Annotated in this window: 9 protein-coding genes; 1 reads left to right on the forward strand and 8 read right to left on the reverse strand. The window is 32.4% G+C overall.

The genetic code is table 11. From position 1 onward, the window contains the following. Positions 1 to 77 precede the first annotated feature (77 nt). The 4 genes from H8S20_RS08465 to murG form a co-directional block, all read right to left on the reverse strand. Positions 78 to 419: a DUF1292 domain-containing protein gene (locus H8S20_RS08465; RefSeq protein WP_032117684.1), complete on the reverse strand. Its 342-nt coding sequence runs from the start codon at positions 417 to 419 to the stop codon at positions 78 to 80. Between the two features lie 236 nt (positions 420 to 655). Continuing rightward, the gene (gene nifJ / locus H8S20_RS08470) at positions 656 to 4,177 is read right to left on the reverse strand and encodes a pyruvate:ferredoxin (flavodoxin) oxidoreductase (RefSeq protein WP_186859847.1); all 3,522 of its coding nucleotides are present in this window, start codon (positions 4,175 to 4,177) and stop codon (positions 656 to 658) included. 147 nt (positions 4,178 to 4,324) lie between these two features. After that, positions 4,325 to 4,753 carry a flavodoxin domain-containing protein gene (locus tag H8S20_RS08475; RefSeq protein WP_186859848.1) on the reverse strand — a complete coding sequence of 143 codons (429 nt, stop codon included), beginning with the start codon at positions 4,751 to 4,753 and terminating at the stop codon, positions 4,325 to 4,327. A gap of 132 nt (positions 4,754 to 4,885) precedes the next feature. Then, on the reverse strand, positions 4,886 to 5,959 hold the full coding sequence (gene murG / locus H8S20_RS08480) for an undecaprenyldiphospho-muramoylpentapeptide beta-N-acetylglucosaminyltransferase (protein WP_032117681.1): 1,074 nt from the start codon (positions 5,957 to 5,959) through the stop codon (positions 4,886 to 4,888). Positions 5,960 to 6,107: 148 nt separating this feature from the next. On the opposite strand from murG, the gene H8S20_RS08485 reads away from it, so the two are divergent. After that, the gene (locus H8S20_RS08485) at positions 6,108 to 6,290 is read left to right on the forward strand and encodes an alpha/beta-type small acid-soluble spore protein (protein WP_032117680.1); all 183 of its coding nucleotides are present in this window, start codon (positions 6,108 to 6,110) and stop codon (positions 6,288 to 6,290) included. Between the two features lie 147 nt (positions 6,291 to 6,437). Here the strand turns inward: H8S20_RS08485 and recJ are convergent, their stop codons facing one another. From recJ to H8S20_RS08505, 4 genes are all read right to left on the reverse strand, one after another. After that, positions 6,438 to 8,204 (reverse strand): single-stranded-DNA-specific exonuclease RecJ, encoded by a 1,767-nt coding sequence (recJ, locus tag H8S20_RS08490; protein WP_186859849.1) that lies wholly within the window; start codon positions 8,202 to 8,204, stop codon positions 6,438 to 6,440. A 154-nt stretch (positions 8,205 to 8,358) separates the two neighbouring features. Continuing rightward, complete coding sequence (locus tag H8S20_RS08495; protein ID WP_186859850.1) at positions 8,359 to 8,898, reverse strand: DJ-1 family glyoxalase III; 540 nt, start codon at positions 8,896 to 8,898, stop codon at positions 8,359 to 8,361. Between the two features lie 142 nt (positions 8,899 to 9,040). Then, positions 9,041 to 11,956, reverse strand: a complete 2,916-nt coding sequence (locus H8S20_RS08500; RefSeq protein ID WP_186859851.1) for a DNA topoisomerase IV subunit A — start codon at positions 11,954 to 11,956, stop codon at positions 9,041 to 9,043. A 22-nt stretch (positions 11,957 to 11,978) separates the two neighbouring features. Next, the gene (locus tag H8S20_RS08505; RefSeq protein ID WP_032117676.1) at positions 11,979 to 13,928 is read right to left on the reverse strand and encodes a DNA gyrase/topoisomerase IV subunit B; all 1,950 of its coding nucleotides are present in this window, start codon (positions 13,926 to 13,928) and stop codon (positions 11,979 to 11,981) included. Positions 13,929 to 14,056 lie beyond the last annotated feature (128 nt).

Genomic DNA, 14,056 nt, shown 5'->3' on the forward strand with positions numbered 1-14,056 from the left:
CACTAGCTGAATAAATTGTAAATTATTATAAATATTAAAATAAATTTATAATAAAAAAAGTGCCCTTAGGCACTTTTTTATTCTTCGTCAGCTAAAACGTTGCTATAGTAGTCAGCTACTTTATCAAACTCAGCTTCATCTGGAACTACTAATTCTCCTGATTCAGTAGCTCTGAATAAGTATATTGAATCACCTTCTGGATCTTGAGCTAAAACGTACTCTTCACCTTCGTATTCAAATGCATCGATTATAGGGCAAGAAATAACATTTCCGTTATCGTCTTCTAGGTCTACAACCATATGCTCATGTTCGTGTTCTCCACATCCACAACCTTCTCCACAACCTTCATGATTGTGATCATGATCGTGATCGCATCCGCAGTTTTCACCGCATCCACATTTATTTAATTCGTTATCCATCTTAATTCCTCCTTAATATTTAAGTAGTCTTTATCATTGTACCCTTATTTATAGGAAAATAAAAGTAAAATTTTAAAATTAGTCTTAATATTTTTTATGTAAATAAGCCATTCTTAGCTTAAATTATCAAATACTATCTAAAAACAATCTAAAATTTGATTAGGTTATTTTTTTATCAATTATTGATTCGAAATTCTTAATAAAAAAGAGACCTTTCGGTCCCTTTTTATTTATAACTACTCTTGAGAAGCAAGTCTCTTGTAGTTGTTTAATCTTTCTTTTGCATCTTCTTCAGTCTTTTGGAATAAAGCTTCTGCTTGTTCTGGGAACGCTTTAGCTAATGCAGCATATCTAACTTCTCCCATTAAGAATTCTCTGAAGTCTGCTTTTGGCTCCTTAGAATCTAATGAGAATGGGTTCTTAGTTCCCTTTAATGTTGGGTTGTATCTGTATAGAGCCCAGTATCCTGAATCAACAGCTTTCTTAGCTTCATCTTGTGAATTAGCCATACCACTCTTAATACCATGACTGATACATGGAGCGTAAGCTATGATTAATGATGGTCCATCGTAAGCTTCAGCTTCAGCTATAGCTTTTAATGTTTGGTTCTTATCTGCACCCATTGAAATTTGAGCAACATATACGTAACCATAAGACATAGCCATCATACCTAAGTCTTTCTTCTTAGTTCTCTTACCAGAAGCAGCAAACTTAGCGATTGCAGCAGTTGGTGTAGATTTAGAAGATTGACCACCAGTGTTTGAGTAAATTTCTGTATCAAATACTAATACATTTACGTTTTCTCCTGATGCTAATACGTGGTCTAATCCGCCGTATCCTATATCGTAAGCCCAACCGTCTCCTCCGAAGATCCATTGAGATCTAGCAACGAAGAATTCTTTGTCTTTTAATATAGTGTTAGCTAATTCAGAATTTACAGATTCAAGAGCAGCTGTAAGGTTATTAGCTCTATCTCTAGTACCTTCTCCACTTTCTCTGTGTGTTAACCAGTCATTTAATACTGCTTTAACATCTTCTGATAATTCTTCAGTTTCAATAAGCTTAGCTACATTGCTAGCAATTCTTTCTCTTATTGTCTTAACTCCTAAGAACATACCTAATCCGAATTCAGCATTGTCTTCGAATAATGAGTTAGCCCAAGCTGGACCATGTCCGTTATGGTTAACTGTGTATGGAGTTGAAGGAGCTGATCCACCCCAAATTGATGAACATCCAGTAGCATTAGCTATCATCATTCTATCTCCGAATAATTGAGTAACTAATTTAGCATATGGAGTTTCTCCACAACCAGCACAAGCTCCTGAGAACTCGAATAATGGTTGCTCAAATTGGCTTCCCTTAACTGTATTTTTGTTCATTGGGTTCTTCTTAGCTGAAACTTTTTCTACAGCGTAATCCCAAGCTTCGATTTGATCGTGTTGAGTATCTGCAGGTTTCATGATTAATGCCTTACCTGGAGCTGGACATACTTGAGCACAGTTTCCACATCCAGTACAGTCAAGTGGTGTAATACCGATGCTGTATGACATTGGTTCTTCTGTCTTTAATGCTCTAGCAGCAACTATCTTCATAGATTCTGGAGCATTGTTCTTTTCTTCTTCATTTATTAAGAATGGTCTGATTGTAGCATGTGGACATACATATGCACATTGGTTACATTGTATACACTTGTCTGGTTGCCATTCTGGAACATTTATAGCGATTCCTCTCTTTTCATAAGCTGCAGTACCAGCCATGAAAGTACCATCTTCCATATTGTGGTCTACGAAAGTAGATACTGGAAGTGCGAATCCTTCTTGTCTGTTGATTGGTTCAACTATTTCTTTAACGAATGCAGGTACATCCTTAGTAGTTTCAACTTCTTCATCAACAGCATCTTTCCAGCTAGCTGGAACATCTATCTTAACTATAGATTCTACACCCATATCGATAGCAGCGTTGTTCATGTTAACAACTTTTTCACCCTTCTTACCGTATGAAGTTACAACAGCTTCTTTTAAGTACTTGATTGCATCTTCAACTGGAATAATGTGAGCTATCTTAAAGAATGCAGCTTGCATTATCATGTTGATTCTTCCACCAAGACCGATTTCTTGAGCTATCTTAACAGCATTTAATGTATAGAATTCAATGTTGTTTTCAGCTAAGAATCTCTTCATGCTTGCTGGTAATTTTTCTTCTAATTCTTCTGGAGTCCAGATACTATTTAATAAGAATTTACCATTCTTCTTTAATCCATCTAATACGTTATATTTATAAACGTATGATTGGTTGTGACAAGCTACGAAATCAGCTTTGTCTATTAAGTAAGGTGATTTAATTGGAGATTTACCAAATCTTAAGTGAGATACTGTTATACCACCTGACTTCTTAGAGTCATATGAGAAGTATGCTTGAGCATACATATCAGTCTTATCTCCGATAATTTTGATAGCACTCTTATTAGCACCAACTGTACCATCTGATCCTAATCCCCAGAACTTACATGCTTTAGTTCCAGCTGGAGTAGCATCGATATCTTCTGTTATTTCTAATGAAGTATTTGTTACGTCGTCTACTATACCTATAGTGAAGCCGTTCTTTGGCTCTTCCTTAGTAAGGTTAGCATATACAGCAGCAATGTGAGATGGGTTTGGATCCTTTGATCCTAATCCGAATCTTCCTCCTACGATTTGTGGAGCATTTGCTTTTCCTGAGAATGCTGATACAACGTCTAAGTATAAAGGTTCACCAATAGATCCTGGTTCCTTAGTTCTATCTAATACAGCTATCTTCTTAACTGTAGTTGGCATAGCTTTTAATAATCTTTCTATTGAGAATGGTCTGTAAAGTCTTACTTTAACAACCCCAACTTTTTCTCCTCTACCATTTAAGTAGTCAATAGTTTCTTCAACTACATCTGTAACTGATCCCATTGCTACGATAACTCTGTCTGCATCTGGTGCTCCATAGTAATCGAAACAGTGATATTCTCTTCCAGTTAATTTAGTAATTTCAGCCATGTAGCTTTCTACTACTTCTGGAACGTCATCATAGAATCTGTTAACAGCTTCTCTAGTTTGGAAGTAGATATCTGGATTTTGAGCAGTACCTCTTGTTACTGGATGATTTGGGTTTAAAGCTCCATTTCTGAACTCTTCTACTGAGTTCCAATCTACTAATCCAGCTAATTCTTCAGTTTCTAAAACTTCTATTTTTTGAATTTCGTGTGAAGTTCTGAATCCATCGAAGAAGTTCATGAATGGAATTCTGCTCTTGATAGCTGCTAAGTGAGCAACTGCAGATAAATCCATAACTTCTTGTACTGAACCTTCAGCAAGCATTGCAAAACCAGTTTGTCTTGCAGCCATTACGTCTTGGTGGTCACCAAAGATACTTAATGAAGATGTTGCTAAAGCTCTAGCAGAAACATGAATAACTCCTGGTAATCTTTCCCCAGCAATCTTATACATGTTAGGGATCATTAATAATAATCCTTGTGAAGCAGTATAAGTAGTTGTGTATGCTCCAGCTTGTAATGAACCGTGTACAGCACCTGCAGCTCCTGCCTCAGATTGCATTTCCATTACATGTACGGGTTGGCCAAAAATATTTTTTCTTCCTTGAGAAGCCCATTCATCAACGTGTTCAGCCATTGGTGATGATGGTGTGATTGGGAATATTGCTGCCACTTCTGTAAATGCGTATGATATATGAGCTGCAGCAGTATTACCATCCATAGTTTTCATTTTTCTCATTGTGTCTACCTCTCTTTCCATCTAAAAATAACCAATAAAATTCATTATATAATATATGAATATATTACATATAATAAATCTTAAAGTAATTTTAAGGTTTAAGTTATATATAAAAACTTACTAGAGATCACTCTAACAAGGTTTTACTTACATTAAATTTACTAATTCTTTTCCTAAAGATTTAGCTTTTTCCACTTCTTCTCCTGTAAGCGACTCTTTACAAACTACTTTACCAATAACCTCAAATCCATAATCTTTCATTACAGATTCCCAATTATATATAAATTTGTCGTCTCTCCAGCCACAAGATCCAAATAGTACTAAAGGTTTATTATTAAATCTTATAGTAGATAACTTATCAATGAAGGGTTTCATTTCTAATTGTTCTATTCCATCATCTACCATTGCAGGACTTCCCATTGCAATAGCATCAGCTGTTATAACATCCTCTTCTGAAGCATCGTTAACATGTTTTAAGTTTATTTCTACCTCACCTTCAACGCCTTCTGCAATGCAGTTAGCTAAAAGTTCAACATTACCACCGTTGCTCCAATAAATAATTGAAACTTTCTTCATATACTAGCACCTCTTATTTTCCCTAAAATAGTTCCTATTTTTACACTTCATATTTTATTATATAACAGCTGAATTTTTTTTCAAGTTAACAACAGTAATTATTTCGCATATTGTTTAAATTTATAGCTTATTTTAATTAAAACTTTTTAAAATTATGCTTATAATTTCATCAACTCCGTTTTTTACTTTACTATTTTGCATCGAAGTTATAAGTTTATTCCTATTATTCTTCAATTCTGTTAATTTATCAGTTAAATTATGCTTTTCCATCATTTCATCTTCATCTAATACTAAAGAATAACCTTCTTTTTCAAAAGAATTAGCATTTAAAATCTGATCTCCTCTACTTATCTTTTTAGAAAGAGGTATTAAAAGAGTCGGTTTTTTTAATGCTAATAATTCAAATATTACATTAGCACCAGCTCTAGATATTATAAAATCTGCTGCTTGAAGTAAATGAGGTAAATCCTCTTTTACATACTCGAACTGCTTATATCCACTTATTGAATTTAAGCTTTGATCTAAGTTTCCTTTACCACATATATGAATAATATTAAAATCTACTAGAATTTTATTTAACTCTCTTCTTACTTCATCATTAATACTTTTAGCTCCTAAGCTTCCACCGATAACAAGTAAAATCTCTTTATCATCTCTAAAGCCACATATTTCTTTTCCTCTTATCTTACTTCCTTGTAGTATTTCACTTCTTATAGGTGTTCCTGTTAAAGCGCCTTTTCCATCTTTCACATAGGCTAAACTTTCCCTAAATGTTACACAAAGCTTATTACAGAAAGGTGCAGAAAGTTTATTAGCTAATCCAGGAGTTAAATCGGATTCATGAGATACTACAGGTATCTTTTTCATTGATGCAGCAATAACTACAGGAACTGCAACAAATCCTCCCTTTGAGAAAACTACGTCTGGCTTTTCCTTATCTAAAATCCTCTTAGCTTGATAAATACCTTTCATTACCTTGAAAGGGTCAGAGAAATTCTTCATATCAAAGTAACGTCTTAATTTCCCACTTGAAATTGGGAAATATGGAATATTAGCATCTCCTATAATTTCCTTCTCAATCCCATCTATACTTCCTATGTACTTTATATCAAACCCTCTCTTCTTCAGTTCAGGGATCAATGCCAAGTTTGGAGTTACATGTCCTGCTGTTCCCCCACCAGTCATTATTATTTTATATTTACTCATAAAACACCTCATATAAAATTTTTAATTATAAATCATCTCTATTTTACCACTAAGTCGTTATTTTGCCACCTTTTCCTTTAATTAAATAAAATAGAACTTAGAAATTTGGATAAGCTATTAACAGCAAGATAAAAGGAGGTGAAAGATTATGGCATACAATTTAGTACCTGAAGCTAAACAAGGTTTAGCAAAATTCAAGAGTCAAGTTGCTACAGAAATGGGAGTTCCATTTACAGATTATAATGGAGACCTTACTTCTAAACAATGTGGTAGCGTTGGTGGTGAAATGGTTAAACGTATGGTTGAACAATATGAATCTGGTTTAAAATAGCCACTATTTATAACACTCACTACATATGCTAAGAATATCAACATCATAATCTTGTAAAAACTAGTATTTAAATTGAGAAGGAAATGTTTTAGCATTTCCTTCTTCAATTTTTAGCCTATTTTAATACTTTATCTAACTCGTTTAACTTTAATTTAATCTATAATTTTGTATTATTAATTGAACTTTTTTATTTCCTCTAAATTCATTTATTTCTGGCACGCATACTACATCAATCTTTACACCATTAGGATATCCATTAAATACCTTGTTATATTCATCTTCACCATAACTTAGTTTTAAAGATTCTTCAAAACCCTTTATATCTCCAAAATAGATTCCATCTATAAAAAGAGTTCCGTCACTTAACTTCATTTTTAGAACATTCTTATCCTTGCCTAACACTCTTAATTCCAACACTTTTAAGTTCTTCATACCAAATGTTGGCTTAGGATTAGCCTTTCCATAAGGTTCAAGTTCTGATATTTCTTCAATAAGATTAAAATTAATATCTTTCAATAATAAAGGCATATCTATAGATACCTTTGGAATTACATCTTCATCAGTTAATGTAGTTTGAGCATTTAATCTTTTTCTAAAATCATTTATATTTTCATTTGCAATAGACATACCGGCAGCCATAGGATGTCCTCCGAATTTCCCCAATAAGTCTTTACACTTTATTAGTTCCTCAAACATATTGTACTCTTCAATTGATCTTCCTGATCCTTTTGCCCCCTCATGAGCTGATGTTAATACAATAACTGGTAGGTTGTATTTTTCTCTTATTCTACCTGCAATTATTCCAGCTATACTTTCGTGAGTATCTTCTAAGTATACAACTAATACTTTCTCCTCATTCATCTTATTACTTTCAATTATTTCAATAGCTTTCTCTAATCCTTCTTTTGTAAGTTCCTGTCTTTCTTTATTTAGCTCATTAAGTTTTTTAGCAAGTTCTTCTGCTTCTTCTTCATTTTCTGATAATAACATTTTTAAAGCCCATTCCGCTTGTTCTAAACGTCCTGATGCGTTTATACTTGGTCCAATAACAAAACCTAATGCATATACAGAAATTTCTTTAGTATCAAGGCCAGTTTCTTTAAACAAAGCTCTTAACCCTATATTCTTAGTTTTGTTTATTATTCTTAAGCCTTCTTTTACTATTATTCTATTTTCTCCAACTAAATCCACTACATCACAAACAGTAGCAATTGCAACATACTGTAATAACTCTATAGCTTCACTTTTATTTATTCCATAAGCTTCATACATACCTTCAATAAATTTATATGCTACTCCAGCACCACAAAGCTTTTTAAAAGGATATTTACAATCTTCTTGCTTTGGATTAATTACAGAGTCGCCTTCTGGAAGTATAAATGTTCTTTCACCTTTTTCATCTTCAACAAAAGGAACGTCATGATGGTCAGTTATTATAACTTTTAACCCTAATTCTTTGGCTAACTTTATTTGGTCTATAGCCGATATTCCATTATCGCAAGTTATTATTAAATCTGTCTCATTTGCATGAGCATTTTTTATTATGTTCTCATTTATGCCATATCCATCTTTTATTCTATCTGGAATCACATAACTTACATTAGCTTTACATTTTTTCAATCCACTATAAAGAACATAGGAGCTAATTACTCCATCAACATCGTAATCTCCAACAATAAGTATCTTTTCACCCTTATCTATACTATTCTTCATTATTTTTATAGCTTTATCCATACCTAATAATTCATTATAATCTTCAAAGTTATCTATGTTACTATTTAAAAAACTCTTCGCATCATCTAGCTTATAAAGATCTCTATTAACTAAAAGTCTAGCAACTACATTGCTAACACCAAGAGCTTTAGCAAAAGCTTCACAATTAAATTTCACATTTCTAACAGTCCATTTTTCCATCCTGAATCACCCCTTTTTATTAGTTAAAAGTTTAGAGTTTATAGTTAAGAGTTTAGGAAAAAAGTCAGCTTACGCTGACTTTTAAAATTATATTATTAAAAAATTGTTTAAACAATTATATCTTTTAACTATTCACTATTAATTTACTTATAAATTATTTAAAAAGCATAGCCTTTTGTAAATCTTCAACCTTATCTGGTGCAATATGTTTTAACAATTCAAAAGCAAACGGTATTGCTGCTGCAGGCCCTCTTCCTGTTATTACATTTCCATCTACTACAACTAACTCTTCTTTGTAATTACAGTTACCAAGTTGGTCTTGGAAGCCTGGATAGCATGTAACATTTTTACCTTCTGAAATTTTAAGTTTTCCTAAAGTTATTGGTCCTGCACATATTGCAGCTACTAATTTGTTATTATTGTAAAAAGCCATAACTACTTCGTTTACCTTTTCGTCATCTCTTAAATTAACTGACCCTGGCATTCCACCTGGTAAAACTATCATATCGTATTCTAAAACTTCATCGCTTAATAACTTATCCGCTTCTACAACTACATCATGTGATGTCCTAACCTTTTGAGACTTAGTTCCAAAAGTATGACAACATACACCAGCTCTTCTCATTATATCTACTACAGTTAATCCCTCTAAAGTTTCAAATCCTTCTGCTAATAAAACAGCAACCTTCATCATAAAACCTCCCTTTATATAATTAAAAATTTTCAATGATAAATTTATAATTATTATTGAAACTGCTATGCAGTCTCGTTAAATATAGTTTCATAAACTTCCTAAGTAGTTTTAGACTTAATTGAAAATTCATAATTATGAATTCTTAATTAAACTCCGCTTCTACTACTTCATCTTCAAAAGCAGTAACCATTACTGTTGTTCCTCTTCCTGCCCTGTTTTGAAGTTTAATATCGTTTATGTCTACAACTTTTACTTCTTTATTTCTTGTTGTTAACGTTAAGTCTACCTCAATATTATCTATAGCAATTTCATCATTAGTTGAGCCACTTTTAAGCTCAATAACTTTACCCATTATTACAAAGTCATCATCTCTTAAGCTAATACCAGTAACCCCTGATGCAACTCTTCCCATAGTATTTACACTTTCCTCTAGGAATCTTATAGCCATACCATTTTTAGTTGCTATAATCACATTTCCATTACCTTCATTGCATATATTAACCGAAACAACAGCATCATTTTCATACTTTAATTTATATGCGACTTGATAAGCATAATTACCGTCGTACTCTTTTAACGAAGTCTTTTTTATCATTCCCTTTTTAGTAAAGAAATACACTAGCCTTTTTTCATCGTAACTTTTAACTGAATATATATCTATTATTTTTTCTTTAGTTGTATATCCCTCTATTAATGCATCTAATTGTATTTCTGTTTCAGTTACATTTTGAATTAGGAATGTTGGTATCTTAAATACATTTCCTTTATCAGTAAATAAAAGTAATTCACTAGCTGTATCTATATTTACTTTTAATCTGTCATTGCTTCTACCTCTAGAGAAGGATTTTATACTTCCCTTTTGAGTAATACCCACCCAGAATTGTTTATACTCAATTTGATCTACATACTCAACTTTTACAACCTCATCATTTGAAGTTAAGTTAAACAATGATAGTCCTAAAACATTTCTTGGAGTATCTTCAATTGCTGGTATCTCAAGTGTGAACTTCAATCCATTTTTCGAAACAACGCTTAAGAATGATTTACTTTCCTCATTTTCAAGCATAATTACATCAAGTACAGCCTCACCTTCTTTAATCTTTATAGCTTGTAACTTACTGTAATTAGTTTGGAACTTATCTAAAGAGCTCTTTTTTATAGCTCCCTTATTTGTTATAAATTGAATAGATTTATTTGCATCAAATAAAGGAATGGACATTACTTGTACTATATTTTCTTCCTCTAAGTTTAAGGTTTTAATAATAGAATCTATTCTTTCACCTTTTTCTTTCCACTTAAGCTCTGGAATATTAATTCCTTTTGTTTGATACATATTTCCTTTATCAGTAAATACTATTAAGCTTTCAGTAGTATTAGATTTAATTAAGAATTTAAGCTCATCGCCTTCTCTATAATCTATATCATCAGCATTAGAATTTGATCTATTATATGTTTTAAGAGGTATTCTCTTTATAAATCCATCTTTAGAAAGAGTTATCATAACATCCTCTACAACTATAAGCTCTTCTATATCAATCTTAGCTTCGCTATCATCTTCAACTATTTGTGTTCTTCTTGGGTTTCTATATTTATCAGTTACTTCTTTTAATTCTTCCTTTATAACTTTAAGAAGCTCTTTTTCATCTGATAATATCTTTCTTAATCTCTTAATAGTTCTTTCAAGCTCTGCATATTCTTTTTGGAATACCTTTATCTCAAGACCAGTTAATCTATAAAGCATAAGCTCTAATATAGCTTCTGCTTGAATTGCAGTAAATCCAAACTTAGCTATAAGGTTTTCTCCTGCATCTTTCTTAGACTTAGATTCTCTAATTGTTTTAATTACTTCATCTAAAACATCTATAGCTCTTATAAATCCTTCAACAATATGGTGTCTCTTCTCAGCTATTTCTAACTCTCTTATAGTTCTTCTAGTTACTATATCCTTTTGATGGTTAACATAGTGAGTTATTATAGTTTTTAACCCCATAGTTTGAGGTTTACCATTTGCTAAAGCTACCATGTTAAAGCTTAAGTTAGATTGAAGGTCTGTTTTCTTAAATAGATACTTTAATATTTTATCTGCTGTTTCTCTGTCTGCTACTTTTTTAAGTTCAACAACAGCTCTAACACCGGTTCTATCTGACTCATCTCTTATATCTGCAATAGCTTCTAATGCTTTTTGATGCTTTTTATCTCCAGTCATTTCAGATATTGTTTGAAGTATCTTTGATTTATTTCTTCTATAAGGGAATTCTGTTATAACTATTCCCCATCTACCATTCTCTAACTTTTCTATATCAGTCTTAGCTCTTAATGTAACTTTTCCCTCACCAGTTTCATAAGCAGATAGTAGAGAATTTTTTCCTATTAATACTCCACCTGTTGGAAGGTCTGGTGCTTTTATATACTCCATTAAGTCTTTTGTAGTTATCTCTGGGTTATCAATATATGCAAGTACACCATCTGTTACTTCCCCTAAATTATGTGGTGGGATATTTGTTGCTAATCCAACCGCTATCCCAAATGTACCATTAACTAAAAGATTTGGATATCTAGCTGGTAACACTTTAGGCTCCATTTCAGAATCAGAATAGTTTGGAACCATATCAACGGTGTTCTTATCTATATCTCTTAGCATTTCCATAGCTATCTTAGAAAGTCTAGCTTCTGTATAACGCATTGCCGCAGCTCCATCACCATCCATAGAACCAAAGTTTCCATGTCCATCAAATAAAGGCTCTCTTGTAGAAAAGTTTTGAGCCATTAATACCATAGCATCATAAACTGATGAATCTCCATGTGGATGGAATTTACCTAGTACGTCCCCTACTATTCTTGCAGATTTATAATATGGTCTATCTGGAAAAGCCTTTAGCATATATGCGCCATAAAGTATTCTTCTATGTACAGGCTTTAAACCATCTCTAACATCTGGTAACGCTCTATCCTTAGCAACTTCTACTGCATAAGGAAGATAGTTATCAGGCATAGCCTCTTCAAGAGGTACTCTTAAAATATTATTATCTCTTGGAATATTGTGTTCCTTTTTAGCCATTAAAAATCTCCTTTCGTACTATTTAAAATTCCGCATACTTATACATATAATTTTTTCTTGGTTCAACTACATCTCCCATTAATAGAGATACCATCTTTTCGGCCTTAGCGGCATCTTCTATGGTCACTTGGAAAAGAGTTCTAGTCTCAGGATTTAATGTTGTATCCCAAAGTTGATCTGGATTCATTTCTCCAAGTCCTTTATATCTTTGAATCAACGCACCTTTACCAATTTCTTTTTTAACACTTTCTAACTCATCATCACTATAGGCATATTTATGAACTTCTTTGCCCTTAACAGTTTTATAAACCTTGTATAATGGTGGTTGTGCTAAATAAAGATGTCCATTTTGTATAAGAGGTCTCATATATCTATAAATGTATGTCATCCATAATGTTCTTATATGATATCCATCAACATCGGCATCACTCATGATTATTATTTTGTCATACTTTAAATCTTCTTCTCTATAGTTATCTAAGGTTCCTGTCCCTACCGCAATGTTAAATATCTTCAGTTCTTCAGAAGCTAATACATTTTCAAGCTTTTGCTTTTCAGTATTCATTATCTTACCTTTTGATGGCATTATAGTTTGGAATCTTCTATCTCTGGCTTGCTTTGCAGAACCTCCCGCAGAATCTCCCTCAACCACGATAAACTCATTAACTGTATTATCCTTCAATGTACATACAGCAACTTTACCGGCTAACGGTGCAGTACCTTTACCTATTTTCTTCTTTTCAGCTTCATTTATCTTTTTTATCTTTTCTCTTCTTTGAGCTGTAGCTAATGCATTATTTATAATTGTTGTTGCAAGCTCTTTATTATCTTCTATCCATTCACCAAGTCTAGTATAGGCTAATTCATTCATCATTGTATAAGCTTCTGAACTTCCTAACTTAGTCTTAGTTTGTCCTTCAAAGATAGGATTAGTAATTTTAATTCTAACTATAGCAGTCATACCTTCTCTAAGGTCATCACCTTCAAAATCCTTATCCTTTTCTTTTACAAGGCCTAGTTTTCTTGCCCACTCTTTAAAAGCTCTTGTCATACCTGTTTTAAATCCAGCTTCATGAGTTCCTGCCTCAGTAGTTGGAATATTATTAACATAACTTGCTATATATTCTGTAGTTGAATCTGTAAATTGAATACATACCTCACCAAACATTTGAATATTATCTACAGTTCTTTCGCCTTCAAATATGATTGGATTTTGGTGCAACACTGATTTACTTTCATTTAGATATTCAATGAAATCTAGCAATCCTCTTTCAGAATAATATTCTTTAACTACTTCTTCATCTTTTCTTCTATCTATAAGCTCTAAGCGTATCCCCTTATTTTGGAATGCTAATTCCTTTAATCTTTCATCTATAATATCAAACTTAAAATCTGTAGTTGAAAAAATTTCATTATCAGGTTTAAATGTTACTCTAGTTCCTGTAGTTTTAGTTTTTCCTACTACCTCTAAAGTTGTCACTGGAGTCCCTGGCATATCTTTCTTAAGGCTCTTATCATATGCAAACTCAAACCTTTGTTTATATATATTTCCATTTTGGTGCACTTCAACTTCTAACCACTTAGATAATGCATTAACTACAGCAGCACCAACACCGTGTAGTCCGCCAGATGTTTTATAATTCTTATTATTAAACTTCCCACCTGTATGCAATTCTGTGAATACCATTTCAACTCCCGATTTCTTTTTCGTTGGGTGCATTCCTGTTGGTATCCCTCTTCCATTATCTATAACAGTTATACTTTTATCTTTATTAATAATTATTGTTGCTTTATCCCCATAACCATTTGAAATTTCATCAATGGAGTTATCTAAAATTTCCCATATACAATGATGTAATCCCTTAGTTCCAGTAGAACCAATGTACATACCTGGTCTTACTCTAACTGGCTCAAGCTTTTCTAAAGACGTCAGATCAGTTACATCATATCTATTATCTATATTATTACTCATATAAACCTCCAAGAAAAATCTATATAAAACCTACCTTTTTTCAAAGTTAATTTTTATCACATCTTTTAATTTTACATAAACATACTTTCGATTGCAAATTTATTTCTAAAAATGTTCAAAAACCAGCT

This window comes from Clostridium hominis, assembly GCF_014287825.1.
Taxonomy (GTDB): Bacteria; Bacillota; Clostridia; order Clostridiales; family Clostridiaceae; genus Clostridium; species Clostridium hominis.